The following is a 25866-nucleotide window of genomic DNA, read 5'->3' on the forward strand; positions in this document are numbered from 1 at the left end:
AAGACCATGCAGCGTAGAAATTTCCTCAAATATGCCCTCGCCGGCGCCGGTGCAGTCTCCGCCGCGGCACTGACCGGCTGCGGCCTCACCAACCCCGGCGGCGCCGGCGCCAGCGGCGGCAAGACGATCAAGATTATCGTCACCGAGTCCGCCCCGTACCAGGAACCGACCAAGCTGGCCCAGAAGCTGCTCGCGGCCCAGGGCTGGACCCTGGAGCCCACGTACGTCACGGACATCATCCAGCCCAACCTGGCCGTGGCCAACGGCGAATTCGACGCCAACTTCTTCCAGCACAACGCCTACCTGAAGCAGTTCAACCAGGACAAGGGCCTGGAGAACGTGGGACTGTTCTACGTCTACAGCGCCCCGGGCGGCATCTGGTCTGACAAGTACAAGTCCCTGAACGAGCTCCCGGACGGCGCCAAGATCGGCATTCCCGTGGACCCGGCGAACAACGGCCGTGCCCTGTTCATGCTGCGCGACGCCGGCCTGCTGGAGCTGTCTGACGCCACCGTGATCCACACCTCGCAAAAGAACATCACGGCCAACCCGAAGAAGCTGCAGTTCGTGGAAGTGGACCAGCAGTCCCTCGCCAACACCCTTCCCGATGTCGACGCCGGCTTCCTGGTCGCCCGGATGGCCGCGGATGCCGGGCACAGCAAGGACGACGCGCTGGCCTTCGAAACGGATGCGGACCTGGTCCCGTTCCGGATCGTGGTTGCCGGGCGGAAGGATTTTGCCGGGTCGGAGAAGGCCGCGGCCCTTAAGGCCGCCTTCCAGTCACCGGAGGTCAAGGCCTGGTTTGCCAGCTACCAGAAGGGCATCCTGCCCACCCCCTGGGACCAGGACCCCGCCGCCGACGCCGCCAAGCTCTAGCCCGGCCACCAGCAACCAAGGGAACGCATGTCCTACGCACCAGAGACCACAGCCCCCGCAGCACATTCAGCACCATCAGCGCCGTCGGCCGAAGCCGCCTACGAGAGGCTGGCGCAGCGTTTCCGGCCCGTGTTTGCCCGGATCGCGGAGGACGCGCTGGCCCGCGAGCAGGACAGGGTCCTGCCCTTCGAACAGGTCCGCTGGCTGAACGAGGAAGGCTTCGGCCGGCTGCGGGTGCCCACGGAACACGGGGGCGACGGCATCGGCTTTGAGCCCTTCTTCCGGCTGCTCATCGAACTCGCCGAGGCGGATTCCTCCGTGGCCCACCTCTACCGCTCGCACTTCGCGTTCGTGGAAACCGTCGGCCTGGAATCCGAGGACTTCCGGAACCGCTGGTACCCGAAAGTGGTGGCCGGCGAGATCTTTGGAAACGCCGCCACGGAGAAATCCGGCAATGTCCTCGGCACCACCGGAACCAAGCTGACCCGCCACGGCGGGGACTGGCTCTTGAACGGCAGGAAGTACTACACCACCGGCACCATCTTCGCCGAGTGGATTGCCGTCATGGCCAGCACCGCGGGCGTGGAGGGCCGGCAGTACGCCGTGGTCAGCACCACCCAGCCCGGAGTGGAAATCCTCGACGACTGGGACGGGTTCGGCCAGCAGCTGACCGGCACCGGCACCACGATTTTCCGTGACGCCGTGGTGCCGGACACCAACATCATCCGGCGCTCGGAATCCACCACGCACGAGCCGGCCTTCTTCCAGCTGGTCCTGCTCGCCGTCCTGGCGGGCATCGGCCGGGCGGCAATGGCCGACGCGAGGGCGCTGGTCCGCGACCGCAAACGCACCTTCAACACCGGCTCCGGCGAACTGTTCCGCCACGACCCGCTGATCCTGCAGCTCATCGGCCAGCTCTCGGCCAAGGTCTTCGCGGCGGAATCCGTGGTGCTGGCCGCCGCCCGGGAGCTCGACGCCGGCGCGGACCAGAACCTGGATCTCACCCCGGAACAACGCTACGTCCGCGGCGAGATCGCGGTGGAAAAGGCGCAGCTTCTGGTGCCCGAACTCGTCCAGTCCGCGGCCCAGCAGCTCTTCGACGTCACCGGGGCGTCCGCCACGTCGAAGTCGAAATCGCTGGACCGGCACTGGCGCAACGCCAGGACCGTTTCCACCCACAACCCCGCCGTGTTCAAGGCCCGCACCGTGGGCGACTACGAAGTCAACGGCACCAGCCCGGAAGGGCTGCACAGCATCGGCGACGCCCGCACCGCCGCGCAGGCAGGGTGAGGCGGGCCGCAGCCGGATAGCCCGCACAGCCGGGCAGGCCGCAGCCGGATAGGCTCGTGCCATGGACGTTGCCACCCTCCGCGAGATCTGCCTGAGCTTCCCCGGTGCGTTTGAGGACTTTCCTTTCGGCCCGGAGACATCGGTTTTCAAGGTGCGGGCGGGGATCGCCGGCGGCACGCGGCAGGACGCCAAGATGTTCGCGGCATCGGCCATGGACCCGGCCGACTGGTCCGTGAGCCTCAAATGCGAGCCGGCCCTTGCCGAACAGCTGCGGGCCATCCACCCGGAAATCACCGGCGCCTGGCATATGAACAAGACGCACTGGAACGGGGTCCGGCTGGACGGATCGTTGCCGGACGGCATGATCCGGGACATGGTGGAGGATTCCTATGACCTGGTGGTCGCCTCGTTCAGCCGGAAGCAGCGGGAACAGCTGGGCTGGGCGGGACTGGCCAGGGGCGAGGACACATGAGCGGTGATCCTGGTGCCGGCGCGCGGGACGGGCTGAACTATCCGGGCATTGGCTCCACTGAGCACGGCCAGGCTCCGGCAGGCTTTCCCTGCCTGGTGTCCCGGGCGTACCTCGGCGACGGCCCGGCACTGTACCGGAGGGTGGCGCAGGGGATTCTGACCTGGCAGCTGCAGAGACGCTCCGGGCTGCGCGTCCGCACCGACTCCGACGCCGTCGTGCCCGGCGCGCGCGTGGTGAGCGGATTCGGCGTCGGACCCTTCCGGATCAACGCGCCCTGCGAGGTGGTGTGGGTGCGCCGGCCGGTGCCCGGCGACGGGCCGCAACGAGCCGGGTTCGGGTACGGCACACTGCCCGGTCATCCCGTGCGGGGCGAGGAGGCCTTCGAAGTGGAGATCGACGCCGCCGGCCGGGTGTTCCTGAAAATCACGGCCTTCAGCCGGCCGTCCAACTGGTTCTACGCGGCCGGCCGCGCCCTCACGGGACGGGCACAAAGGCATGTCACTTCCCGCTACATTGGGAGTGCACACGAACTGGCCGCAGGTGAAAGCTGATCAGGAGCAGATGGATGCTGGAACAGAAAGCCCTTGACCAATTGTGGAACTTCGACGACCCCGCCGGGTCCGAAGCCCGGTTCCGGGCGGCGGCCGCAGATGAACGCTACGACGCCGACGAACGCGCCGAACTCACCACCCAGCTGGGCCGGGCCATCGGGCTGCAGGGCCGCTACGAGGAAGCCGACGCCCTGCTGGATGCGGTCGATGCCGACGAGCCCACAGTCGCGGTGCGGGTGCTGCTGGAACGCGGCCGGGTGCTCAATTCCAGCGGCCACCCCGAGATGGCCGTGCCGCTGTTTGAACAGGCGGCCGAACTGGCTGACTACCTGGTCGAGGAATTCCTGGCCGTGGACGCGCTGCACATGCTCGCCATTGCCGACTCCGCCCACGCCGAGACCTGGACCCGGAGCGCCCTGGAGTACGCGTCCACGGTTCACGATGAGCGGACCAAACGGTGGGTGGTTTCGCTGCACAACAACCTCGGCTGGACGCTGCATGACGCCGGCCGGTGCACCGAGGCSATGGTSGAGTTCCAGCTCGCCGAACAGTGGGCCGACCGGATCGGCACCCCGCGGCAGCAGGAACTGGCCCGCGAGGCCATCAAGGCCTGTTGACCCGCCAACTGGCCATGTGACCCGGCATTGTCATGCTGGAAGAATGGAACCTCCGGAAAACCAATGAAAGGCTTCAGCCCATGATCTTCATCGTCGTCAAATTTAAGGTCAAGCCGGACTGGTCGGAGCGCTGGCTGGGACTCGTTAACGATTTCACCCAGGCCACCCGCCAGGAGCCCGGCAACCTGTGGTTCGACTGGTCCCGCAGTGTGGAGGACCCCAATGAATTCGTCCTGGTTGAGGCCTTCAAGGATGACGCCGCCGGGGCCCACGTGAACAGCGCCCACTTCAAGCAGGCTATGGCGGACATGCCTCAGGCGCTGGCCGAGACACCCCGGATCATCAGCCGGCAGCTCGACGGCGACGGCTGGGACCGGATGGGCGAGCTCACCATCTAACCGGCAATGGATACGCTTATGGCATGTGGATCGGCTGGATTGAATTCGACATCCTTCTGGGCGACGTTCACAGCCTGAAGGAGAAACGTTCCATGGTGCGGCCGCTGCTTGCGGAGCTGAAGCGCCGCTTTGATGTCTCCGTGGCCGAGGTCGGGGACCACGAACAGTACCGGCGCACGCAGTTGGGCGCCGGCCTGGTGGCAGCAGACCGGGCACACGTCGTGGAGGTACTGACCGCCGTCGAACGCTTCGTGGCGGCCCGGCCCGAACTCGAACTCCTCAGCGCACGGCAACGGGAGCTCCGCAGCGACGATTAAACAACGCGGGGTCACTTACCGCCCATCCCGAGGGGATTTATGGGCGGTAAGTGACCCCGCGTTGCTTTGAGCGGTAGGGCTTAGCCGAAGTACTTCGGCAGGGTCGCCTCGTGGGCTTCGCGGAGCGCGTCGAGGCTCATGGTCTCGACACCGTTGATCTCCAGCGTGCCGCCCTCGGCGTCCACCACACCGATCCGGACGTGCGCGAAGCCGCGGGCGGTGCACATGTCCGTGAAGCGGATTTCCTCCGAGCGGGGCACAGCGACGACGGCGCGGCCCTGGGTTTCGGAGAACAGCGCCGTGAACAGGTCCACGCCGTCGCGGTCCAGGACGTCCTGCAGGGCGATCCGGGCGCCCACGCCGTAACGCAGGGACGACTCCACAAGGGCCGCGGCGAGGCCGCCTTCGGAGAGGTCGTGGGCGGAATCCACCATGCCGTCGCGGGAGGCGTTGATCAGAATCTGGCCCAGTTCGCGCTCGGCTTCGAGGTCAACTTTCGGCGGCAGGCCGCCGAGGTGTCCGCGCATGTTCGACCATTCCGAACCGTCCAGCTCTGCCGCCGTCGTGCCGAGGAGGTAGATGGCCTGGCCGTCTTCCTTCCAGCCCGACGGCGTGCGGCGGGCGACGTCGTCGAACTTGCCCAGCACTGCCACCACGGGGGAGGGGTGGATGGGGGTGGTGCCGGTCTGGTTGTACAGCGAGACGTTGCCGCCGGTGACCGGGATGCCGAGGACCATGCAGGCGTCGGACAGGCCGCGGATGGCTTCAGCGAGCTGCCACATGACGTCGGGATCCTCGGGGGAGCCGAAGTTCAGGCAGTCGCTGACGGCCATCGGCACGGCACCTGAGGTGGCGACGTTGCGGTAGGCCTCGGCCAGGGCCAGCTGAGCGCCGTGGTACGGGTCCAGGTAGGTGTAGCGGCCGTTGGCGTCGGTGGCCAGGGCCACGCCGAGGCCGGTTTCCTCGTCCACCCGGACCACGCCGGCGTCGTCCGGGAACGCCATGGCGGTGTTGCCGCCGACATAGCGGTCGTACTGCTTGGTGATCCAGGACTTGTCGCACATGTTCGGGGAGGCGACGAGCTCGGTGATGGCGGCGGCCAGGTCCGCGGGGGCGGAGGGGCGGCCGGCGTCCTGGACGGACCCGGTGAAGGAGTCGGCCTGGACGGCGTCCTGCCATTCGGGGCGGGCATAGGGTCGGTCGTAGACCGGGCCGTCGTGGGCCACGGTGCGCGGGTCGACGTCGACAATGACCTCGCCTTCCCACGTGATGATGAGGCGGCCGGTGTCGGTCACCTCGCCCAGCCAGGAGTACTCCACCGCCCACTTGTCCATGACCGCTTCAAACGCGGCGATGTTTTCCGGGGTGACCACGGCCATCATGCGTTCCTGCGACTCGGACATCAGGATTTCGCCCGGGGTCAGGGTGGGGTCGCGGAGCAGCACGGAGGTCAGCTCGACTTCCATGCCGCCGTCGCCGTTGGAGGCGAGCTCGGAGGTGGCGCAGGAAATGCCGGCGGCGCCGAGGTCCTGGATGCCCTCCACCAGGGATCCCTTGAACAGCTCCAGGCAGCACTCGATCAGGACCTTCTCGGCGAACGGGTCGCCCACCTGGACCGCGGGGCGCTTGGACGGCTTGGTGTCATCGAAGGACTCCGAGGCCAGCACGGAGGCGCCGCCGATGCCGTCGCCGCCGGTGCGGGCACCGAACAGCACCACCTTGTTGCCCTTGCCGGAGGCGTTCGCGAGGCGGATGTCCTCGTGGCGCATCACGCCGACGGCCAGCGCGTTCACCAGCGGGTTGCCCTGGTACACGGAGTCGAAGACCATTTCGCCGCCAATGTTGGGCAGGCCCAGCGAGTTGCCGTAGCCGCCGATCCCTGCCACGGCGCCGTGCATGACGCGGGCGGTGTCCGGGTGGTCAATGGCGCCGAAGCGCAGCGGATCCATCACCGCTACCGGGCGGGCGCCCATGGAGATGATGTCGCGGACAATGCCGCCGATGCCGGTTGCGGCGCCCTGGTAGGGCTCCACGAACGACGGCGAGTTGTGGGACTCAATCTTGAACGTCACGGCCCAGCCGTCGCCCAGGTTGGTGACACCGGCGTTTTCGCCGATACCCACGAGCATGTCCTTCTTCATTTCCTCGGTCACCTTGTCGCCGAACTGGCGCAGGTGGTTCTTCGAGGACTTGTAGGAGCAGTGTTCGCTCCACATCACCGAGTACATGGCCAGTTCCGCGCCGGTGGGGCGGCGGCCCAGGACCTTGACCACCTCGTCGAACTCGTTCTGCTTCAGGCCCAGTTCGGCCCAGGGGAGTTCGGTGTCCGGGGTCTTGGCCGCGTTCTCGACGGTGTCGATGTTGAACTTCCGGGCGGTCTCCGCGGGTGCCGCCACTGCGGGTGTCTCCGTCATTTGTTGTCTCCCACGATCTTGTTCAGGACAGAGGTGAAGAACCCGAGGCCCTCGGTGCCGGAGCCGAGCTCGGGACCGAAGCCGGCCTCCACAGCGTGCTCGGGGTGCGGCATGAGGCCCACCACGTTGCCCGCGGCGTTGGAAATGCCGGCGATGTCGCGCCGGGAGCCGTTCGGGTTGAAGCCGACGTAGCGGAACACAACGCGGCCTTCGGCCTCGAGCGCGTCCAGGGTCTTCTCGTCGGCGATGTACTGGCCGTCCTGGTTCTTCAGCGGCACGGTGATTTCCTGGCCGGCGGCGTAGTCCCCGGTCCAGGCGGTGGTGTTGTTTTCCACGCGCAGGACCTGGTCGCGGCACATGAACTTCAGGTGGTCGTTCTTGATCATGGAACCGGGCAGCAGGTGCGACTCGGTCAGGATCTGGAAGCCGTTGCAGATGCCCAGCACGGGCAGCTTGGCCTCGGAATTGGCGGCGTCGATGATCCTGGACATCAGCGGCGCGAAGCGGGCGATCGCGCCGGCGCGGAGGTAATCGCCGTACGAGAACCCGCCGGGAATCACGACGGCGTCAACGTCACCCAGGGTGGTGCCGGCGTGCCAGAGCTCCACCGGGGTGGCGCCGGCCAGACGGACCGCACGGGCGGCGTCGCGGTCGTCGAGGGTGCCGGGGAAGGTGACGACGCCGATCTTCGCACCAGCGAGCCTGCGAGCACCAGGAGCGTTGGCGGCGACGGCGACGGCCTCGCCGATCAGGGGGAGTTCAGTCATTTCAGGCCTCAACGACCTCGACGTTGACGACGTCCTCGATGACCGGGTTGGACAGCAGGGTCTCCGCGGCGTCGCGGGCCTGGGCCAGGATCTCCTCGGTCACCTCGCCGTCGACCGTGAGTTCAAAGCGCTTGCCCTGGCGGACAGAGCTGAAAGCGGTGAAGCCCAGCCGGGGCAGAGCACCGACGATGGCCTTCCCCTGCGGGTCCAGAAKCTCGKSCTTGGGCATGACGTCGACRACGATCCGGGGCATCCGGTAACTCCTGTGCGTGAGCGTTGGGTAAGGGCGCAGCGGAGTGGTGCCGTCTCACGCCGATCCGCTGTGTGTTGGACTGGTGAATACAGCGTGAAAGGGCGCTCCGCGAGCTTGCATGCCCATTCTACCGGCCACCGTGCGTCCGGCCGTATTCGGGCGGGGAGTGTGAACGCGGCCTCCCCGGCAGGTCCTTGAGCTGGGGAGATGGCGTCGCGGGGGCGGCTGCGCCCTATGGTCGGGGCTGCCGCGGGTCAGTAGGATGTGCGCATGGCTGAGAAACCGAAATCCGTGGTGTTGTCTGTTGTGGCCGTCGCAGTGTTCGCCGGGCTGGGCCGGATGGTTCTGCAGAAGATCAAGGCTGACCGTGCGGCGAAGGCGACCAAGGTGGCCGGCCCCCTGGATGAGAAGACCCGCGCATGGATCAGCGACGTGGTCCGGACTCCCCGAAAATAGGCCGGCGGATCACGAGCGGGCCGGCGGCGGGCCCGAAGATCGTAAGTCGTCGCGGCCTCCGGCGCTGAGCCGGCGCATGCTGGCGTAGGCACTGTGCCCGCGGGAGTCCAATTGACGCAGTTCAGCATCCTCACCATCGCATCGTGTCGTATTGCGTGACAAATTTTAAATACCTCCTTGTGGTCTATGTCATATCTCGCTCTCGGTCTGTACTGTATGAATCGGCTGGTATCCGTGGGGGCGGGCCGGGCGACCGCCCGGTGAGTTCCCGCCAGTCCGTTGGGCCCGGCGTTGGAGTCGGGCCGTTCCTTTACGAAAGGTTCAAACACTCGTGACATCACCAGGAAAGAGCTTCCTTCGAAGCGGGGGACTCCGGAGGGCCGCGGCACTGACCCTGGGCTTGCCGGTTCTTCTGTCCAGCATCGCGATCGCCCCCGCCAATGCGGCCCCGGCGCAAGGCCCGGGCGTAGCCGGCGTCGCACAGAAGAATATTGATCCGAACAACTACAAGGACGGCCGCTACATAGTGGTCATGGCGGAGAAGCCTTCCGCGACTTACGACGGCGGGACGGCCGGCCTGCCGGCCACCAAGCCTGCCTCCGGCAAGAAACTGGATGCCACCAAGGCCGAAGTCAAGCAGTACAAGGCCCACCTGGAACAGAAGCAGGCCCAGGTGGCCGGCCAGCAGGGCGTCAAGATGCAGCGCCAGTTCACCGCAGCCCTCAACGGCTTCAGCGCCAAGCTGACCGCGGACCAGGCCGTGAAACTGGCCCGGGACCCGTCGGTCCTCGTCGTCGCGCCGGACACGGAGAACGCACCCGATTACTCCACCGCCGACTTCCTGAAGCTCAGCGGGCCCAACGGCACGTGGAACACCAAGTTCGGCGGCCAGGACGCGGCCGGCAAGGGCGTCGTGGTCGGCGTCATTGACACCGGCTACACCCCCTCCAGCGCCTACTTTGCCGGCCAGGAGGTCAAGCCCCTCACCGGAAATCCCGTCGTCGGCGTGCCGTACCGCACCCCGGACGGCAAGATCGCGATGCTCAAAGCCGACGGCGAAACCTTCAAGGGCGAATGCCAGGTCGGCACCGACTTCGACGGCACSGCCTGCAACTCCAAGGTCCTGAGCGCMCGCTACTTTGGCGAGGACTTCGCGGCCACTGTCCCGCCGGAAGACTGGGCTCCGGGCGAACGGCTGTCCCCGGTCGACGCCGCCAGCCACGGAACCCACACCGCCAGCACGGCTGCCGGCAACGCCAATGTCGAGGCCATGGTTGACGGCAGGAGCTTCGGGCTGACCAGCGGCATCGCGCCGGCCGCCAAGCTCTCCGTTTACAAGGTCTGCTGGGAAGACAACGATCCCAACTCCGGTGGGTGCTACTCGTCCGCGTCCGTCGAGGCCATCAACAAGGCCATCGAGGACGGCGTGGACGTCCTGAACTACTCCATCTCCGGCGCCACGGATACCACCACCGATCCGGTCTCCCTGGCATTCCTGTCCGCCGCCTCGGCCGGGATCTTCGTCGCGGTCTCCGCCGGCAACTCCGGCCCGACCGCCAGCACCGTCAACCACGGCGCGCCCTGGCTGACCACGGTCGCGGCCACCAGCTTCTCGCAGGAACTGCAGGGCACGGTCGAGTTCTCCGACGGCAGCAAATACCGCGGCGCCAGCATCATGAACGGCCAGGTTTCCAATGCCGGCGTCGTGCTGGCAGCCAACGCAGGAGCCGCCGGGAAAGCCAGCCCGAATCTGTGCGGCCCCGATTCGCTGGACCCGGCCAAAATCACCGGCAAAGTTGTGGTCTGTGACCGCGGCGTCGTGGACCGCGTCGCAAAGAGCGCCGAAGTCAAGCGCGGAGGCGGCGTCGGCATGATCCTCGTCAACCTGTCCGTCTCCTCACTGGACACGGACAAACACTCAGTCCCCACCGTCCACGTGAACCCGCCCGCCACCGAAGCCATCAAGGCCAAGGTCACGGCCAATCCGGCCATCACGGTTTCCCTGGTCAACAAGGACACCACCGGACTGCCCCTCGAGGCGCAGCCGCAGATCGCCGGGTTCTCTTCCCGCGGCCCGCTGCTCGCTGAAGGCTCCGACCTCCTCAAGCCCGACGTCGCGGCGCCCGGCGTGGCCGTGCTGGCCGGCGTTTCGCCGATCGGCACCGGAGGCGACAACTTCGGTTTTCTTTCCGGCACCTCAATGGCCTCCCCCCACGTAGCCGGCTTCGGCGCGCTGATCCTGGCCATGAAGCCCACGTGGTCCCCGGCGGCGGTCAAATCCGCGATGATGACCACCACTAGCGACGTCAAGAACGCCGACGGATCCAAGAACACCGATGTCTTTGCCACCGGCGCAGGCCAGGTGGACCCGGCCCGCGTGCTGGATCCGGGCCTCGTCTACGACGCCAGCGAGGCAGACTACCTGGAGTTCATCCACGGAACCACCAAGGCGCGGGACATGAACCTGCCCTCCTTCGCCCTCGGCAACCTGGCCGGGAAGATCGAGGTCACCCGCACGCTGACCGCCCTGACCCCGGGGGTCTACAAGGCCCAGTTCAACGTTCCCGGCATCAAGGTCAGCGTGACCCCGGCTGTTCTGAACTTCCGCGCCGCCGGCGAGAAGCGCACGTTCAAGGTCTCCTTTGAGAACCAGGGCGCGCCCCTGGGCAAGTTCGCGACCGGTTCGCTGAGCTGGCAGGGCGCCAACAAGAATGTGGCGTCGCCGATCGCGGTCCGTCCGCAGTCCGTCGTGGCCTTGTCCGATGTCGCCTTCACCTCCGAGGGCGGCAGCGGTTCCGGTGCCATCAAGGTGGTCTCCGGCACGAACGCGCCGATCAACATGACCCTCGACGGTCTCTCGAAGGCCGACTCCACGGCCGCCGAGCTCGTCCCGGGCCCGTTCACCGGCGCCCCGGATGCCTCCAACGTGGTCAAGGAGGTCACAGTCGTGGCCGGCTCCCCGCTGGCCAAATTCTCGGTCATTTCCGCGGATCCGAAGGCTGACTTCGACATGTACGTCATGACCCCGAACGGTCCGCTGACGGTCGCGACGTCGTCGGCCAGCGAATCGGTGTCCATCCCCAACCCGACCCCGGGTAAGTACACGATCTACGCCAACCTGTACGCCAGCCCGAACAACCAGGCCACCAAGGCCTCGGTCGACGCCGCCGTGCTCGGCAAGGTCGAGGGCAAGGCCTCGCTGAGCCCGAACCCGCTCCGGCTCGCCAACGGCAAGGCCGGCAAGGTCACGCTGAGCTGGGATGGGCTTCAGGTCGGTTCGTACATCGGCCGGGTCACCTTCGCCGGTGCCAGCGATCCCACGTTCGTCTCAGTCCTGGTGACCCCGGCCGGGACCGTTGTGGTCCCGCCGACCTCCGAGGACCAGGATTCCAATGACGGTCCGGGTGACGACGCCGATGGCGACAACTCCCACAAGGACAAGAAGGACAAGGGCAAGAAGGTGAAGGAGGAGCAGGGCAAGATGCAGAACAGCGATCAGTCCTTCGCCCCGAACTACGCCATCTAGGCGACGCCATTTAGGCAGAAGCAGCACCAAAATACGGCATCGGCCGGCGGCTCACACCGCCGGCCGTTGCCGTTTAATCCGCCGGGGGCGGAGCCGGGAGAGCCGAGCGCGCGGGAAAGGTCGGGGCGGACCCGGTCCCGGGCCGGCCGGCGGAGCCGGGAGAGCCCAGGGGCCGCGGGCGTCCGTGCCGTGAAGGCTCAGATTGCCCCGGTGGATCCCGCAACCCCGCCCAGCAGCGGCGCTATCGCCCGCCAGCGGGCGATCTCGCAGCCATCGGTGCGGCTGAACGTGCTGTGGACTTCCCGGCCCAGGAACCAGCCGGTCACCACGGCGACCTGCGGACCCCCGTACTGCTGCGTGCACATCTTCGGCGGCCCCGGCTTTGGAAAGAAGATCGCCTCGCCGTGCTGCGTGACCGCCGCGAGGGCGGCCGCCGAATCCGGCAGCGTGGACGCCGGGGCGACGCTGCCGCCGTCGACCGCCAGTCGGAAGGTGTACTCCGGCGCTTCCGGGGCCTCCGTCAGCCGGACGGTGAGATCGATCTCGTGGTGGCTGTGACGCTCGTGGGTGGCGGTCATTGCTGTCCTTCCGTGTGTTCGGGGGCAGGGCCGGAACCCATCGACTGGAGCAGGGGAGCGAGCTCCTGCAACAGCCGCTGCCGCAGTACTTGTGATTCGGCTGAAAAAGCCCGCTGGTGCTCAACGTACGCAGCTTTGCCCTCGGGTGTCTCGATCCGGATCGCCGGATACCCCCAGTCGGCGAGGTCGTACGGCGACGCCCGCATGTCCATGGCCCGGATCCGCCACGAGAGTTCGAAACAGTCCATGACGAGCTCGCTGGGCAGCAACGGGGACAGCTTGTAGGCCCACTTGTATAGGTCCATGTTGGCGTGCAGGCAGCCCGGCTGCTCCATGGTGCGCTGGTTCCCCCGGCTGGGAACCATGCTGTTCAGCGGAACGGCGTCCGGGGTGTAGAAGCGGAAGGCGTCGAAGTGCGAGCACCGGATCCGGTTCTCCTCCACCACCTCGTCGGTGCGCCCGGACCCCAGCCGCAGCTGCAGGTACTCGTGCCGGAGATCGAACTTGTCCTGCCGGTAGACCATGGCCCACTCGTGCAGCCCGAAGCAGCCGAACTGGGCCGGCCGCGCGGCAGTCCCGGCCAGGATGATCCCTGCGAACTGCAGTGCCTCCCGGCGCTCCCTCAGGAAGGCGTCGACGTCGACCGTCACCGCCGGCGACTCCGCCGGCAGCCCGGCGGCCGCGAGTTCTGTGGCGTCGGCCGCGCGGTAATACTTCCACCCGGTCCGCGCCTCAGCCTCGGGGCCGGAGAGCACGACGCCGGCGCCCGGGTGCCAGCGCAGCAGCTGACCGGGCTTCTGGGTGTAGTAGGTGAAGAGGAAGTCCTCCACCGGGTGCTTCCGGCCGGCGGAGCGCCGCTCGAGGTAGGGGTCCGCGTAGCGGCGGACATGTTGGACGTGGGCGGTCTGGCGCGGCAGCCATTCTTCCTGCTGGAGGTGCAAGGGCTTAGCTCGCCCCGCCGGATGAGCCCAGAACATCTTTGGCGGCGTTCCAGGCGGCGATTTCACAGCCGTTTGTCAGGCTGAAGCTCGCCTGAACCGCCCTGCCATCCACGACGCCGGTGACTGTGGCCACCTGCGGGCCGCCGTACTGCTGGGTGCAGGTCTGGTTCTTGGCGGGCGGGGCGGGGCTGAGGATGGCCGGGTTGTTCTTGATGGCGATGCACGCGGCGGCGGCGTTGGGGTGCTGGCTTTCGGCCGCCGGAACCCCGTTTTGGCACACCAGCGTGAAGTTGGCCGCGGTGCCGGTTTCGTTCGGCTTGACCATGATGGCGAGTTCGGCGTTGCCCTTGCCCGGTCCGGACGGCAGCGGGACGGCGGAGGGGGACGGTGCCGGCGAGGTCGTCTCCGTCTCCGGCGACGGCGAGCCCGACGGCGCTGTGGGTGACGGGCTGGAGGGGGTGCCCGACGTCGTGCTGGGGGAGGGAGAAGGTGTGGGCCCGCCGTTCGGCGTGCAGGCGGCCAGTCCGGCCACGGCCATCAGGACGGCCGCCAGGACAAGTGCCGGGCGGCCCGATTGCGTGCGCATCAGCAGTCCTCCTCTGTTTTGCCCAGTCTACCGCCGGGGCGCGTCCTCCGGGCCGGGCCGTGTGGCGGCGATCAGGTCCATCATGGTGGCGTGCAGCTGGCCGACCTGTTCACGGGTCAGGCCCAGCCGGGCCATCATGATGCCCGGGACTTCGGTGGCCTGCTCCCGAAGGGCGGCGCCGCGCGGCGTCAGCCGGACATCCAGGGTGCGCTCGTTGCCTTCCATCCGCTGGCGGGTGATGAAGCCGGCCGTCTCGAGCCGGCGCAGCAGCGGCGAGATGGTTGCCGGCTCCTGGGCCAGGGCGTCGCTGATGTCGCGGACCGACCGCGGGCTCGCTTCCCACAGGCACAACATCACGAGGTACTGCGGGTGGGTCAGGCCGAGCCTGTCCAGGACGGGCTTGTAAGCGCCCACGACGCTGCGGGAGGCCACCGTCAGGGCGAAGCAGAGCTGCTGTTCCAGCAGGAGGTCGTCCTGCGCTGCCTGGGCGTCCGGCAGGCCGTTCGTGGCGTGGCCGCCCTGAATTGCTGGGGTTCCTTGGGTCACACCGACTCCTTCGAATGATTAGTGCACTAATGATTAGCGTACACTGGGAGCATTGTCTTGCTCCCAGGAAAGGATAGCCATGGCCAAGGAAAACGCCGTCGAGAGGTTCATGCGGGCCACCGGGAAGTTCCGGGCGGTGTTCGGGCCGGCAAACCGCAGTTCACTCGGCCACGAGATGACCGACCAGAACAGGCGGCTGCTGGCGGCGCGGCAGGCTGAAACTGAACAGTGGGAGACCTTGCACCGGCCCGACGGCAGCACTTATGTGGTGCCCCGAAACCCTGACGACAAATCCCTGCGCTAGGTCCCTTTTAGCGCCACCTCACCCGGGCCATTTCCCGCTGCCGGGCGTAAAATGAGGGCACTGACACACCGCTGTGCAGCATCCTGAACCATCCGGGACGAGGAAAGGGGGTGGGACTAGTGACACGTGCTGTCAGAGCTTTCATGGAAAAGACCGACAAGCTGAGGCTGCTGTTCGGGCCCGCAAATCGAGGCGACACCGCGGCGCCTGTAGTTCACAAGCACGACGACTTCGAGCACGCCTCGGAAGACGACCTGGCAGGTTTCGAAGTCGAGACGGACGACCACGGACACCACTACGCTGTCCGGAAAACGGATCTCGGGAAAGAAGAGGTCTGACGAGGCCCGCTTCGCCGGTTCCGGGTACCGGGGGCGTCCTGGGCGGCCGCGTGGTACGCGGCCGGAAACGTGGGAATTCGGCCGGAAACGTGGGAATTCGGCCGGAGTTGTGGGGAAGCGGCCGACGACGGGCGGAGACGGGGAAGGGAGCGGCAGGTGCCGCTCCCTTCCCCGTCTTTATGCGGTCCGGGGTCCGCCCGGATGCGCAGGTGCGGCTAGCGGCCGGTGCCGCCGTAGACCGTGGCCTCGTCCTCGCTGTCGAGGTCAAAGGCCCTGTGGATGGCGCGGACGGCGTCGTCGAGCAGATCCGCGTGGGTGACCACGGAGATCCGGATCTCCGAGGTGGAGATCATGTTGATGTTGATGCCGGCCTCGGAGAGGGCCGCGAAGAAGCGGGCGGACACACCCGGGTGCGAGCGCATGCCGGCGCCGATCAGCGAAAGCTTGCCGATCTTCTCGTTATATTCGATGCTCTCAAAGCCGATCCGGTCCTGCGCGGCGTGCAGGGCGGCCAGGGCCTCGGCGCCTTCGACGATCGGGAGGGTGAAGGAGATATCGGTCCGGCCCGTGCCGTGGGTGGACACGTTCTGGACGATCATGTCGATGTTCGAGTGGGCGTCCGCGATGACCTGGAAGATCGCCGCTGCCTTGCCGGGGATGTCAGGTACGCCGACAACCGTGACCTTGGCTTCGGACCGATCGTGTGCCACACCGGAGATGATTGGCTGCTCCAAGGCAACTCCCTCTTGAGTCGTGATCTTGTCGTCGGCGCCGGGCAGAACCCAGGTGCCTTCGTTCTGGCTGAATGAGGAACGGACGTGCAGTGGCACCCCAAAGCGGCGGGCGTATTCAACACAGCGCAGGTGCAGAATCTTAGCGCCGGACGCGGCCAGTTCCAGCATTTCCTCGCTGGAGATGCGGTCGATCTTCCGGGCGGACGCGACCACGCGCGGATCGGCCGTGTACACGCCGTCGACGTCGGTGAAGATCTCGCAGACATCGGCGTCGAGCGCCGCGGCGAGGGCCACCGCCGTCGTGTCCGACCCGCCGCGCCCGAGCGTCGTGATCTCGTTCGTCGTGTGGCTCATGCCCTGGAACCCGGCCACGATCGCGATGTGCCCCTTGTCCAGGGCGGTGCGGATGCGGTGCGGGTCGACGTCGATGATCCGGGCCTTGCCGTGGATGCCGTCGGTGATCATGCCGGCCTGGGACCCGGTGAAAGACTGGGCCGAGGCGCCGAACTTGTTGATGGCCATGGCCAGCAGCGCCATGGAGATTCGTTCGCCGGCGGAGAGGAGCATGTCCATTTCGCGGGCGGGCGCGGAATCGGTGACCTGGCCGGCGAGGTCAAGGAGCTCATCGGTGGTGTCGCCCATGGCGGAAACCACCACGACGACCTCGTCGCCGGCGTTTTGGGCATCCACGACCCGCCGGGCGACGCGCTTGATGCCTTCTGCGTCAGCCACCGAGGAACCGCCAAATTTCTTCACGACAAGGTGCTTGGTGGCGGCGGCCGAGACGGGCAACGTCTGCGATCCGGGCTGGACTTCGGTAGTGGGCAAACTCATTCGCGCACCCTCACTGGATCATCGGGGTTCTGGGCCAGGCAACCAAACGGCGCGACGGCGTAACTTCTCACCCCAGTTTATCGCCGTGCCGCCCGCGCCGTTGAATTGTGACCGAATGGCAGACACTCCGGGTTTTGTCTCCACCGGACATGCCCAGTGCTGCGGGCAAGGAGTGGACATGCTCACTGCTGCCGCGGGACATGCTCATTCTTGGCGGGCWGGAGTGGGCRTGAGGGCATTGTGTCCATTCCCGGGCAGGGGCGCTGGACATGTCCGCCGGGGCAGGGTGGGGGAGCTCGGGCCAGGAGTGGACATGCTCAGTGCTGCCGCGGGACATGCTCATTCTTGGCGGGCAGGAGTGGGCGTGAGGGCATTGTGTCCATTGTTGGGTGCGGGCGCGGGGCATGTCCGCTGGGCGTGGGCGTGGGCGTGGGCGTGGGCGTGGGCGCGGGGCATGTCCGCTAGCCGCGGTCCAGCCGGTAGCGCCAGGACGGGAGCTGCTTTCCCGCTGTGTCCTCCGCGACGGGGAAGAAGCGGTCCTTCCGGAAGCCCAGGCCCTCGAGTAGCCTTCGGGACGGGAGATTGGGCTCGTAGACTCCCGCGAAAATGGTCTCGCTGCCGCGGGCGCCGAAAAGCCAGTCGACCAGGGCGCCGGCGGCCTCCCGGCCGAGACCGAGCCCATGGTGCTCCGGGTGAAGAACGTAGCCCAGGCTGGCTGAGTCTGCGGGAATCCGGCCGGGCGCCGGGGGTTCCTGCGTGTTCCAGGTCCGGGCGTCGCCAACGACTTCACCGGTGGCCCGGAGCTCGATCGCCCAGCCGAAGTGAAACCACTCGGCCGTGGAGGATGCCGCCGCGGACAGTGTCTGCTCAAGCCGGGCGCTGTTCTGCGCGGGGGTGAGCGGACCATGGGACAGGTACCGCGTGGCCGCCGGATGGGCCCGGAATCGGAGCAGGGCGCCGGCGTCGTCCGCTGTCAACGGACGCAACAGCAACCGCCCGGTGAGGAGCGGCGCCGGGGTGCCGCTGCCGGTGGTTGCCACGAATCCGTCAGCTCAGCTCAGGGCGTTGCGGCGGCCCTCGAAGGCCCTGCCGAGCGTGACTTCGTCGGCGTATTCCAGGTCCCCGCCCACGGGCAGGCCGGACGCCAGCCGGGTGACGGCGATGCCAATCGACTTGAGCATCCGGGCCAGATACGTCGCCGTGGCCTCGCCCTCGAGGTTGGGGTCGGTGGCGATGATGATTTCCTGAATGGCACCGTCGTTGAGCCGGGTCAGCAGCTCACGGATCCGGAGCTGTTCCGGACCGATCCCGGCGATCGGATTAATCGCGCCGCCCAGGACGTGGTACCTGCCGCGGAAGGACCGCGTGCGCTCCACCGCCAGGACGTCCTTGGATTCTTCGACGACGCAGATCACCGTGGGATCCCGGCGCGGGTCGCGGCAGATGTTGCACAGTTCCTGCTCGGTCACGTTCCCGCAAACCGTGCAGAACTTGACCCGTTCCTTCACTGTGGTGATGGCATCGACAAGCCGCTTCATGTCCTGGGGATCAGCCTCGAGGATGTGGAAGGCCAGCCGCTGGGCTGACTTCGGCCCCACTCCGGGAAGGCGTCCGAGCTCGTCGATCAGCTCTTGAACTGCGCCTTCGTACACAATGTCCTCGTTCTTTTGGAGTGGGGCCGGGGCCAGCCGGCAGGGGGTCTGCTAGAAGCGGGGCGGCAGGGGGCTTCCATCCAGGGAGCGCTCCTCCACCAGTTTCCCGCCCAGAATGCGCTCGACGGCGGCCCGGCCGAAGACGCCCGATTCCTCGATCGTTTCGTCGTCGGCGCTGGGGATGTCCTGTACGTAGACGGTGGTCGCGGCGGCAGCTCGGGTGGGGGCCTTCGCCCGCCCGGCCTCGGCCTCGGGACTGTTCGACAGCCGCTGGTACAGGCTTTGCCGGCCTGCCGGGGCGGCGGCCTCGGGAACGGCAGTGACCGCAACAGCCTCCGCGACGGCAGCTACGGCAGCGGCGGCCACACGCGGCGCAACAGACTCCGCAACCGCCGGCGCCGGAGCCACTTCGGCCCGGGCCGGGTGGTCCGAGGTCAGTCCGGACGGCGCGGACACGACACCCGCGTACTCCGGGATCTGTGCCGCCGCCGGCTCGTAGTGCACAGGCTTCGGCTCGGGCTCGGGCGCAGCGGGCTCGACATCCGGGCTCGTGTACCGGCCGAGGTTCGAATCTGTGCCGACCGTCCAGACGCCGGGTGACTGCTCGACGGCGCGGGCCCACGCGTCATCCGACGCGTCCGGGTCTGCGCCCGGTGTCCGGGCCGGGGAACCGGCGGTTTTGGACGCCGGCGCGGCAGGGGACTTGCGGGCCGGAGCGGTAGCGGCAGCCGCGGGCTCGGGGCGGCGCGGCGTGGCTACGGGCGAGGGGTCCCAATCCATTGGTGGTTCCTCGTCCAGCGGAGGGGCGTCCTCGTCCCGGGGCGGTCCCCAGTCGTCATCGGCGTCGGCGTAGGACCCGGAAGGCTCCGAAGGGCCGTCCGATTCGGCTGCCGGCTCGGCTGCGCGGACCGGCGCCTGGGCTGCGGGGGCGGGTGACTGCGGTTCCGCTGCCGGCGCGGCGGCACGGACCTGAGCCGGGGCCGCGGGGGCCGGAGTGGGTTGCGTCGAAGGCATTGAGGCGGCGGGAACGTGCGCCGGGGCCACCCGCGAGGGGACGGCTTCAGCGGCATCGTTGGCCGGAGATGGCGCCTGCTGGGGAGCCGGGCTCAGGCCCCAGGCGACGTCGGCCGATGTCGCCTGGCTTGCGGACGATGCCGGGGTCTCCAGGCTAGCCGGCGGCGCTTTTGGGTTTGGCTCAGAGCTCGCTGGGCTGTTGCTGCTGCCGGCCACGGCCCGGATCTGGCAATCGATGCCGATGGTCTTGTGGATCGCCTGCCGGAGGTTCTCGGCGTGGTCGGCCCGGCCGAAGGCGCCCGCCAGCCCGGCGGTGGTGAACGCGAGGGTCAGGACGTGGTCTTCGAAATGGCCGACCTGGGCGTTGGGTTCCACCAGCGCCCAAGTGCTGCGTTTGATCTTGGTGAGCGTTTGCAGGATCTCGGGCCAGGCGCGGCGCAAAACCTCCACGTCGGCTCCGGGTCCGGCGGCGGAGCCGGGAGCGGGGCTGGGAACAGCGGCAGGCGCCCGGCCGGGCTCGGCCGGCTCGGGACGCGCGGGGACGGAGGGTGCTGGGGTAGATGCCGCCGGGGCAGACGGTGCAGGGGCGGATGGGGCAACCGTTGGGGCAGTCGCCGACGCGGGCAGGGACGGAGGCGCGGCGGCGGGACCTGCGGCAGGGGCGGGCCGGCTGGCCGCCGCGGGTTCGTCCACAGGCCAGTCGCTGGTGCTGACCCGTGGTGCCGTCAGCGGTTCTCGGACGGGTTCGTCCTGCCGGGCGGGCGCGGAGACTGTGGCCGGCGGCTGCTCGCCCTGACGCGGGGCGGAGGGGGTGGTGGGCGTGGCAGCCGGCGCGGCGTGCGAAGGTGCGGCGGGCACGTGCGCTGCCGGCAACTGTGGCGCGGCTGCCTGCTCCGTGCGTGCAGGCGGAACGGTGGCAGGTGCGGGGGCGCTGGCGAGGGGAGCCCCGACGTCGTTCCCGGCGTAGTTCAACCGCCGCTCGACGCGGTCGATCCGGGCCGCAATGCCGCGCTCGGTCTGCTCGGAGCTGGGCAGCAGGATGCGGGCGCACAGCAGTTCCAGGTGCAGGCGCGGAGAGGTGGCCCCGGTCATGTCCGTGAGCGCGGTATTGGTCACGTCAGCGGCGCGGGAGAGCTCGGCCGCCCCGAGGTTGTGCGCCTGGTTCTGCAGCCGGGCGATCTGGTCCGCCGGCATGCCGCGGAGGATGGACTGGGCGCTTTCGGGCATGGCCTGGACGATGATGAGGTCGCGGAAGCGTTCCAGCAGGTCCTCGACGAAACGCCGGGGATCGTGCCCGGTCTGGATGACGCGGTCCACAGCGCGGAACACCGTGGCGGCATCCGACGCCGCGACGGCTTCGACGACGTCATCGAGCAGGGAGGCGTGCGTGTAGCCCAGGAGGGCGACCGCGAGTTCGTAGTCCAGTCCGTTTGGTCCGGCGCCGGCCATGAGCTGGTCGAGCACGGAGAGGGAGTCGCGGACCGAACCGCCGCCCGCGCGGATGACGAGCGAGAGCACCCCGGGCGCCACGGGGACGTTCTCCTGGGTGCAGAGCAGCTCCAGATACGCCATGAGAGGCTCCGGCGGCACCAGCCGGAAAGGGTAGTGGTGCGTGCGGGAACGGATGGTGCCGATGACCTTGTCCGGCTCCGTGGTGGCGAAGATGAACTTGATGTGTTCCGGCGGTTCTTCGACGATCTTGAGCAGGGCGTTGAACCCGGCCGACGTGACCATGTGGGCTTCGTCGATGATGAAGATCTTGTAGCGGTCCCGGACGGGGGCGTAGGTGGCCCGTTCCCGGAGGTCGCGGGCGTCGTCCACACCGCCGTGGCTGGCGGCGTCGATCTCGATGACGTCCAGGGAGCCGGAGCCGCCGCGGGCGAGTTCCACGCAGCTGGGGCACTTGCCGCAGGGGGTGTCCGTGGGGCCCTCGGCGCAGTTCAGGCAGCGGGCCAGGATGCGGGCGGAGGTGGTTTTGCCACAGCCGCGGGGGCCCGAAAAGAGATAGGCGTGGTTGACGCGGTTCTTGCGCAGGGCCGTCATGAGAGGTTCGGTGACGTGCTCCTGCCCGATAACGTCCGCGAACGAATCGGGGCGGTATCGACGGTAGAGGGCGGTAGTAACAGTCACAGATAAACCCTACCAATCGGCACAGACATAAAAGACCCCTCATGCACCCGCCAGAGCCCGTTTACCCTTGCTACCTTCCGGTCCTGGGGGAGTTCAACAGGATGACGCCACATGAGGGGCCGTCAGCAAGTTTACCTGACGATTGGGTGTGCCCCGAATTGGCCCGGTTTGGCCCTTAATCCTCGGCGGGACATGCCCATTTTTCGCGGCAGCTGCGGGCTGCAGGAGTGGGCGCGGTGGGGCTGTGTCCAGCGGTCGGGCGGGCTGTGGGGTATGTCCAGTGGCGGGAGTGGGCGGTGTGGGGCATGCCCATTCCTGGCGGGAAGGAGTGGGCTATTTGGGACTGTGTCCAGCCCTCGGGCGGGCCGTGGGGCATGTCCAAGTGGCGGGAGTGGGCAGTGTGGGGCATGCCCATTCTTGGCGGGAAGGAGTGGGCTATTTGGGGCTATGTCCAGCTCTCAAGCGGGCCGCGGGGCATGTCCCGCGGAGGAGCCGCAGGCCGGGGCGGGGAGGCTCAATTGGGCGAAGCCGGAAAGTTCAGGTATTCTAGTATCTGCTTTTGATTCAGAAGCAACTGGAGAATTCGCCTAGCGGCCTATGGCGCACGCCTGGAACGCGTGTTGGGTTAACGCCCTCGGGGGTTCAAATCCCCCATTCTCCGCGGTTGGCCCCGGTCCTCGGACCGGGGCCTTTTTGCGTCTACGGGCCTTTCGCGTCTCGGGCATTTCTATCCTCGTGAGCTTCTCGTGAGCTTCTCGTGAGGTTCTGGCCAAGGCTGCGTCCTCCGGCAGTACCGGCACCGATTCATCCGCCAAGTCGGCTCGGAGGCCCGGCCGCCCGTGCCCCAGCCCCCTGTGCCCCAGCCCCCCGTGCCCCAGCCGTGCCCCAGCCGCACTGCGCCCCCGGCCCGCCCCGAACCAGCAAGCCGCCGCCGCCCGCCGGCCCAGACTCAGGCCCGGTATCCCAGCCGGCGCAGCCGGGCCCGGGCAGCTTGCTCGCTCGGGCCCATCCGGCCGAGGGCCACATGCACCACGCCGAGCGTGACCCGGGTGGCCAGGGTTACCGGCAGCGGTATCGGGCCCAGCCGCGCGGTCCGCAGGCCCAGGAGCTCGCGGTACTTAGGTTCAAGACTGACGACTGCGGCCGCGAACAGCACCCGGTAGCCGGGCCTGAGCGCGGGGTGCAGGGGCGGGTCGCGAATGAACGCCACCGTTTCGGTGACCCGTTCGTCACAGCGGAGCTCGCCGGCGTCGTACCAGCGGTCCAGCTGCTGCCGCATTTCCGCTTCGCTCAGCGGCGGTGCCTCGACGCCCATCAGCCGGCCGGCCTGGGCCCACTCACGGACGTAGGCATCAGGTCCTCCAGGAATTGGCCGCCCCCACAGCTTGTGGGCAGAGAGGAAAGCGTCTGTAAAGGCAATGTGAACCCACCGGAGCAGCTCGGGATCGTTGGCCGCGTAACTGCGCCTGATGCCGTGGCCATCCACAAATTCTCCCCGCACCGTCCGGTGCAGCCGAAGAACCCAGTCCGACGCCGCCTTCGCCGTATCCGTGGAGCCATACGTCACGGTGAAGATCCAGCGGATCGTGCCAGCCAGCCGGCCCAGCGGGTCTTCGCGGAAACGGGAGTGATCGTGGACTCCGGCCAACGCGCCGGGATGGAGCGCCTGCATCAGCAGTGCCCGGATGCCCGCCACGATGGTTGGCATGTCCCCGTGCACGGCCCAGACGGCCGAGCCGGGCAAGTGGTAACCGGCGTCGTCCCCCTCGGCCAGGCCCGGCACCCACTCGGGCACCGAATCGCGCGTCCCCGTGAACGTCTGTTTGAGTTCCGCCTGCCATTCCCTGAGGACATTTCGCATCCTTCATTCTTACCCGTCCCGGCGGCGTGCGGCACCTGCAATTGTGCGGAGAACTACTGGGGCGCCGCTGGCAAGCTACTGGGGACATCCGCGGATCTCCGATTGGTCCCGCAAAAGGAACACGCTGACGGTTCACAGACCCGGCCGTCTGTGGTCACATAGGGAGGTAAGTCCGTGAAGATTGGGGTCTGGCGGACATATTGCGGGAGTCATTTCGTGGGAAAACACTGGGGAAACTCATCGAGTGAGCAGTCAGCGAGGGCACGGACCATTGCCGTGCGCTGCGTGTCCGGAGGCCTGTGCCTGTCCCTGGCCGTGCTGGCATTCGGCGGCTTTCAGGGACTGAGCGCCTTTGCGACCTACGGCGCGCCCACCGCCGTCCCGACGGCGGCCATGCCTGCCTCCGGCGACGTGGGACCGGAGGCCCTGGACCCGCTGGCCCACTCCGCCGCGACCGCGCCAGCAGGGACTCCCGGCGCCGGCGCTGTCACCGCCGATGCCCAGGCGCTCGTGGCCTTTAGCCGGAGCACGGTGGACACGGCCACCCGGGCAGGGGTGCGTGGCGAGCTCAATGTGGCCTCGGCGTCCCTGCACCGGCCCGCGGTGGGTTTCCTCATGGCCCCGCTTGAATCACTGGTACCTTCGTCCCCGTTCGGGCTGCGCACCAGCCCCCTGACGGGATTCGCGGGCGAATTCCACTGGGGCCAGGACTTCGCGGCCCCCTGCGGCACCCGGGTCTACTCCGCCGACGCCGGTGTGGTGCGGGCCGTCGGGTGGCACCCGTGGGGCGGCGGAAACCGGGTGGAAATCGACCACGGCAACGGTCTCATCACCACGTACAACCATCTGGAGGCGATCGCGGTCAAGAAGGGCGACTCCGTGCGGGTGGGGGAAATTATTGCCCGGGTAGGTACCACCGGATCCTCTACCGGCTGCCATCTTCACTTCGAAACCATCCTCAACGGCTCCCACACTGATCCGCGCGATTGGACATTTCTCCCCATCAAGCAGGTGGATCAACTCGGCCCGATCGACATGACCAGTTACGCACCCGACGCCGGTAAGGCAACCAATGCGGGGATTGGCTGGGCGATTCCTGTCCGGGAGGACCTGACCCATGTGGTGGGCGACGGCGTTCAGGAGCAGCCTGCCGCGGTGGCCGCCAAGCCGTCGGGGAGTGCCTCGCCTGCGGCTACTGAAGCCGCCGCCGACAAACCGTCCCCAACGCCTTCCGCCACCTCTAAGCCGACACCCACGGGCACTGCTTCCGCGACCCCGACGCCCACCGGCACTGCCACCCCTAAGCCGACACCCACCGGCACCGCTTCCGCGACCCCGACGCCGACCGGCACTGCCACGACGACCGCGCCTGCCGCGCCCACCCCAACCCCGTCGGCAACTGCGACCCCGACGCCGTCGGCGACCGCCACCCCGACGCCGTCGGCGACCGCCACCCCGACGCCGGCGCCAACCCAGACGGGAACAGCCTCAGCCAAGCCATCAGCACCGTTATCGGTCCCGCCGCCGGTGGCACCGCCGTCCTCCGCGCCCGCGTCAGTCTCCGCAACGGCGACGGAGGCTGCCGCCAAGACGGCCACCCCGGTGCCGGCCCCGCTCACTGTGGAGCCGGACCCGGTCACCGCGCCGGCCGATACGCCGAAGCCACGGGCGGTCACGCAGTCGGCCACGACGGCAGTGACAACAGAACCCTCAGCGACGCCCTCAGCGACGCCCGGCGGCTAGCCGCCGCCGCGCCGCAGGGCGTTGTTCCGGCGTCATGTCCGGGAGGCACACCCATACCCGCAGGCCCCGGTGCCGAATAATGGAGTGACCAGTTCAGATTCCCTGCTCCGGACCATCGACATCGCAAGGACGCGCCCCATGACAGCTCTGCACTCCATTCCCCTGACCCTCATCGACGGGACCGAGACCGATTTTGGCCGATTCAAGGGCGAGGTGGTTCTGGTGGTCAACGTGGCGTCCCAGTGCGGTTTCACGCCCCAGTACGCTGGACTCGAGGCGCTGCACAACAAGTTCCGGGGCCAGGGCTTCCAGGTCCTCGGCGTCCCCTGCAACCAGTTCGCCGGGCAGGAGCCCGGCGGCGAGGCCGAGATTGCCGAGTTCTGCGAGCGCAATTTCGGGGTGACCTTCCCGCTGACGGTCAAGGCCAACGTCCGGGGAAAGAACCAGCACCCGCTCTACGCCGAGCTCACCAAATTCAAGACGGGAATCCTGCCCGGCCTGGTGAAGTGGAACTTCGAGAAGTTCCTCGTGAACCGCGACGGCGAGGTCATCGCCCGCTTTGCGCCCACCGTTGAGCCTGACGCGCCGGAGATCATCGAGGCTGTTCAGTCCGCCCTCGACTGACCCGACCGGCCCCGGGGTCCAGAGGAACTCAGCCCTATCCCTAA

Annotated in this window: 25 protein-coding genes, 1 tRNA gene and 1 other RNA gene; 14 read left to right on the top strand and 13 right to left on the bottom strand. The window is 68.0% G+C overall.

The genetic code is table 11. The features are described from left to right. Positions 1–6: 6 nt before the first annotated feature. The 7 genes from AC1DHX_RS03115 to AC1DHX_RS03145 all read left to right on the top strand — a co-directional run bounded on the left by AC1DHX_RS03115 (position 7) and on the right by AC1DHX_RS03145 (position 4521). Positions 7–876 (top strand): MetQ/NlpA family ABC transporter substrate-binding protein, encoded by an 870-nt coding sequence (locus AC1DHX_RS03115; protein ID WP_476860040.1) that lies wholly within the window; start codon positions 7–9, stop codon positions 874–876. Between the two features lie 27 nt (positions 877–903). Next, complete coding sequence (locus AC1DHX_RS03120; protein WP_476860041.1) at positions 904–2166, top strand: acyl-CoA dehydrogenase family protein; 1263 nt, start codon at positions 904–906, stop codon at positions 2164–2166. Positions 2167–2227: 61 nt separating this feature from the next. After that, positions 2228–2638, top strand: a complete 411-nt coding sequence (locus tag AC1DHX_RS03125; RefSeq protein ID WP_476850505.1) for an MmcQ/YjbR family DNA-binding protein — start codon at positions 2228–2230, stop codon at positions 2636–2638. Then, the gene (locus tag AC1DHX_RS03130; RefSeq protein WP_476860042.1) at positions 2635–3189 is read left to right on the top strand and encodes a DUF1990 family protein; all 555 of its coding nucleotides are present in this window, start codon (positions 2635–2637) and stop codon (positions 3187–3189) included. The genes AC1DHX_RS03125 and AC1DHX_RS03130 overlap by 4 nt, the downstream gene beginning before the upstream one ends. Before the next feature lie 14 nt (positions 3190–3203). Then, positions 3204–3806: a hypothetical protein gene (locus tag AC1DHX_RS03135; RefSeq protein ID WP_476857661.1), complete on the top strand. Its 603-nt coding sequence runs from the start codon at positions 3204–3206 to the stop codon at positions 3804–3806. Between the two features lie 80 nt (positions 3807–3886). Further along, positions 3887–4204 carry a putative quinol monooxygenase gene (locus AC1DHX_RS03140; protein ID WP_079555298.1) on the top strand — a complete coding sequence of 106 codons (318 nt, stop codon included), beginning with the start codon at positions 3887–3889 and terminating at the stop codon, positions 4202–4204. 23 nt (positions 4205–4227) lie between these two features. Continuing rightward, positions 4228–4521: a DUF503 domain-containing protein gene (locus AC1DHX_RS03145; RefSeq protein ID WP_223914525.1), complete on the top strand. Its 294-nt coding sequence runs from the start codon at positions 4228–4230 to the stop codon at positions 4519–4521. Positions 4522–4601: 80 nt separating this feature from the next. Here the strand turns inward: AC1DHX_RS03145 and purL are convergent, their stop codons facing one another. The 3 genes from purL to purS are packed head-to-tail and all read right to left on the bottom strand — an operon-like array spanning position 4602 to position 7955. Further along, positions 4602–6935: a phosphoribosylformylglycinamidine synthase subunit PurL gene (gene purL / locus AC1DHX_RS03150; RefSeq protein ID WP_476857662.1), complete on the bottom strand. Its 2334-nt coding sequence runs from the start codon at positions 6933–6935 to the stop codon at positions 4602–4604. Then, entirely contained in the window at positions 6932–7702 is a 771-nt protein-coding gene (purQ, locus tag AC1DHX_RS03155; protein ID WP_476857663.1) for a phosphoribosylformylglycinamidine synthase subunit PurQ, read from the bottom strand. The genes purL and purQ overlap by 4 nt, the downstream gene beginning before the upstream one ends. Position 7703: 1 nt before the next feature. Then, on the bottom strand, positions 7704–7955 hold the full coding sequence (gene purS / locus AC1DHX_RS03160) for a phosphoribosylformylglycinamidine synthase subunit PurS (RefSeq protein WP_476899850.1): 252 nt from the start codon (positions 7953–7955) through the stop codon (positions 7704–7706). A 270-nt stretch (positions 7956–8225) separates the two neighbouring features. Here purS and AC1DHX_RS03165 point away from each other — a divergent pair, with 270 nt between their 5' ends. Together AC1DHX_RS03165 and AC1DHX_RS03170 are read left to right on the top strand one after the other, a co-directional pair. Further along, positions 8226–8411, top strand: coding sequence for a hypothetical protein (locus AC1DHX_RS03165; RefSeq protein WP_028278002.1), 186 nt, complete (start codon positions 8226–8228; stop codon positions 8409–8411). Positions 8412–8742: 331 nt separating this feature from the next. Beyond that, positions 8743–11937 (top strand): S8 family serine peptidase, encoded by a 3195-nt coding sequence (locus AC1DHX_RS03170; protein ID WP_476857664.1) that lies wholly within the window; start codon positions 8743–8745, stop codon positions 11935–11937. Between the two features lie 197 nt (positions 11938–12134). Here AC1DHX_RS03170 and AC1DHX_RS03175 read toward each other — a convergent pair whose 3' ends face one another. From AC1DHX_RS03175 to AC1DHX_RS03190, 4 genes are read right to left on the bottom strand one after another with little or no spacing between them, the layout of a single operon-like run. After that, positions 12135–12515 carry a serine protease inhibitor gene (locus AC1DHX_RS03175; RefSeq protein WP_476860043.1) on the bottom strand — a complete coding sequence of 127 codons (381 nt, stop codon included), beginning with the start codon at positions 12513–12515 and terminating at the stop codon, positions 12135–12137. Continuing rightward, complete coding sequence (locus AC1DHX_RS03180; protein WP_476857666.1) at positions 12512–13492, bottom strand: 3-methyladenine DNA glycosylase; 981 nt, start codon at positions 13490–13492, stop codon at positions 12512–12514. Before AC1DHX_RS03180 ends, AC1DHX_RS03175 begins: the two co-directional genes overlap by 4 nt. Next, positions 13461–14042: an SSI family serine proteinase inhibitor gene (locus tag AC1DHX_RS03185; protein WP_243181456.1), complete on the bottom strand. Its 582-nt coding sequence runs from the start codon at positions 14040–14042 to the stop codon at positions 13461–13463. Before AC1DHX_RS03185 ends, AC1DHX_RS03180 begins: the two co-directional genes overlap by 32 nt. A 27-nt stretch (positions 14043–14069) precedes the next feature. Then, entirely contained in the window at positions 14070–14540 is a 471-nt protein-coding gene (locus AC1DHX_RS03190; protein WP_476850579.1) for a MarR family winged helix-turn-helix transcriptional regulator, read from the bottom strand. A 127-nt stretch (positions 14541–14667) separates the two neighbouring features. On the opposite strand from AC1DHX_RS03190, the gene AC1DHX_RS03195 reads away from it, so the two are divergent. Both AC1DHX_RS03195 and AC1DHX_RS03200 read left to right on the top strand, forming a co-directional pair. Further along, the gene (locus AC1DHX_RS03195; protein WP_028278007.1) at positions 14668–14892 is read left to right on the top strand and encodes a hypothetical protein; all 225 of its coding nucleotides are present in this window, start codon (positions 14668–14670) and stop codon (positions 14890–14892) included. A gap of 143 nt (positions 14893–15035) precedes the next feature. Continuing rightward, positions 15036–15230 (top strand): hypothetical protein, encoded by a 195-nt coding sequence (locus AC1DHX_RS03200; RefSeq protein ID WP_043436631.1) that lies wholly within the window; start codon positions 15036–15038, stop codon positions 15228–15230. 215 nt (positions 15231–15445) lie between these two features. Here AC1DHX_RS03200 and AC1DHX_RS03205 read toward each other — a convergent pair whose 3' ends face one another. The 5 genes from AC1DHX_RS03205 to ffs all read right to left on the bottom strand — a co-directional run bounded on the left by AC1DHX_RS03205 (position 15446) and on the right by ffs (position 21718). Further along, entirely contained in the window at positions 15446–16798 is a 1353-nt protein-coding gene (locus AC1DHX_RS03205; protein ID WP_018774393.1) for an aspartate kinase, read from the bottom strand. Positions 16799–17259: 461 nt separating this feature from the next. Further along, a complete protein-coding gene (locus AC1DHX_RS03210; RefSeq protein WP_476850515.1) occupies positions 17260–17838 on the bottom strand; it encodes a GNAT family N-acetyltransferase in 579 nt (192 codons plus the stop codon). 12 nt (positions 17839–17850) lie between these two features. Next, the gene (gene recR, locus AC1DHX_RS03215) at positions 17851–18450 is read right to left on the bottom strand and encodes a recombination mediator RecR (RefSeq protein WP_018774392.1); all 600 of its coding nucleotides are present in this window, start codon (positions 18448–18450) and stop codon (positions 17851–17853) included. Between the two features lie 51 nt (positions 18451–18501). Beyond that, positions 18502–21594 (bottom strand): DNA polymerase III subunit gamma and tau, encoded by a 3093-nt coding sequence (locus AC1DHX_RS03220; protein WP_476860044.1) that lies wholly within the window; start codon positions 21592–21594, stop codon positions 18502–18504. A 27-nt stretch (positions 21595–21621) separates the two neighbouring features. Continuing rightward, an RNA gene (ffs, locus tag AC1DHX_RS03225) (signal recognition particle sRNA small type) lies at positions 21622–21718 on the bottom strand. Between the two features lie 452 nt (positions 21719–22170). Here ffs and AC1DHX_RS03230 point away from each other — a divergent pair. Continuing rightward, positions 22171–22255 (top strand) — tRNA-Ser (locus AC1DHX_RS03230). A gap of 288 nt (positions 22256–22543) precedes the next feature. Here AC1DHX_RS03230 and AC1DHX_RS03235 read toward each other — a convergent pair. Further along, a complete protein-coding gene (locus tag AC1DHX_RS03235; protein WP_476850517.1) occupies positions 22544–23455 on the bottom strand; it encodes an oxygenase MpaB family protein in 912 nt (303 codons plus the stop codon). A gap of 216 nt (positions 23456–23671) precedes the next feature. Here AC1DHX_RS03235 and AC1DHX_RS03240 point away from each other — a divergent pair, with 216 nt between their 5' ends. Together AC1DHX_RS03240 and AC1DHX_RS03245 are read left to right on the top strand one after the other, a co-directional pair. Beyond that, positions 23672–25198, top strand: coding sequence for a M23 family metallopeptidase (locus tag AC1DHX_RS03240; protein WP_476899851.1), 1527 nt, complete (start codon positions 23672–23674; stop codon positions 25196–25198). Positions 25199–25336: 138 nt separating this feature from the next. Continuing rightward, complete coding sequence (locus AC1DHX_RS03245; protein ID WP_230007873.1) at positions 25337–25822, top strand: glutathione peroxidase; 486 nt, start codon at positions 25337–25339, stop codon at positions 25820–25822. Positions 25823–25866 lie beyond the last annotated feature (44 nt).

The organism is Arthrobacter sp. 05N33_2 (genome assembly GCF_056397425.1).

Bases quoted from the DNA above. Each gene is read 5' to 3' on its own strand.
- AC1DHX_RS03245 (WP_230007873.1), top strand. From the start codon at position 25,337: ATGACAGCTCTGCACTCCATTCCCCTGACCCTCATCGACGGGACCGAG.
- AC1DHX_RS03125 (WP_476850505.1), top strand. From the start codon at position 2,228: ATGGACGTTGCCACCCTCCGCGAGATCTGCCTGAGCTTCCCCGGTGCG.
- AC1DHX_RS03120 (WP_476860041.1), top strand. From the start codon at position 904: ATGTCCTACGCACCAGAGACCACAGCCCCCGCAGCACATTCAGCACCA.
- AC1DHX_RS03140 (WP_079555298.1), top strand. From the start codon at position 3,887: ATGATCTTCATCGTCGTCAAATTTAAGGTCAAGCCGGACTGGTCGGAG.
- purQ (WP_476857663.1), bottom strand. From the start codon at position 7,702: ATGACTGAACTCCCCCTGATCGGCGAGGCCGTCGCCGTCGCCGCCAAC.
- AC1DHX_RS03205 (WP_018774393.1), bottom strand. From the start codon at position 16,798: ATGAGTTTGCCCACTACCGAAGTCCAGCCCGGATCGCAGACGTTGCCC.
- AC1DHX_RS03145 (WP_223914525.1), top strand. From the start codon at position 4,228: ATGTGGATCGGCTGGATTGAATTCGACATCCTTCTGGGCGACGTTCAC.
- AC1DHX_RS03195 (WP_028278007.1), top strand. From the start codon at position 14,668: ATGGCCAAGGAAAACGCCGTCGAGAGGTTCATGCGGGCCACCGGGAAG.
- purL (WP_476857662.1), bottom strand. From the start codon at position 6,935: ATGACGGAGACACCCGCAGTGGCGGCACCCGCGGAGACCGCCCGGAAG.
- AC1DHX_RS03115 (WP_476860040.1), top strand. From the start codon at position 7: ATGCAGCGTAGAAATTTCCTCAAATATGCCCTCGCCGGCGCCGGTGCA.
- AC1DHX_RS03200 (WP_043436631.1), top strand. From the start codon at position 15,036: ATGGAAAAGACCGACAAGCTGAGGCTGCTGTTCGGGCCCGCAAATCGA.
- AC1DHX_RS03235 (WP_476850517.1), bottom strand. From the start codon at position 23,455: ATGCGAAATGTCCTCAGGGAATGGCAGGCGGAACTCAAACAGACGTTC.
- AC1DHX_RS03175 (WP_476860043.1), bottom strand. From the start codon at position 12,515: ATGACCGCCACCCACGAGCGTCACAGCCACCACGAGATCGATCTCACC.
- AC1DHX_RS03180 (WP_476857666.1), bottom strand. From the start codon at position 13,492: ATGTTCTGGGCTCATCCGGCGGGGCGAGCTAAGCCCTTGCACCTCCAG.
- AC1DHX_RS03165 (WP_028278002.1), top strand. From the start codon at position 8,226: ATGGCTGAGAAACCGAAATCCGTGGTGTTGTCTGTTGTGGCCGTCGCA.
- AC1DHX_RS03185 (WP_243181456.1), bottom strand. From the start codon at position 14,042: ATGCGCACGCAATCGGGCCGCCCGGCACTTGTCCTGGCGGCCGTCCTG.
- AC1DHX_RS03130 (WP_476860042.1), top strand. From the start codon at position 2,635: ATGAGCGGTGATCCTGGTGCCGGCGCGCGGGACGGGCTGAACTATCCG.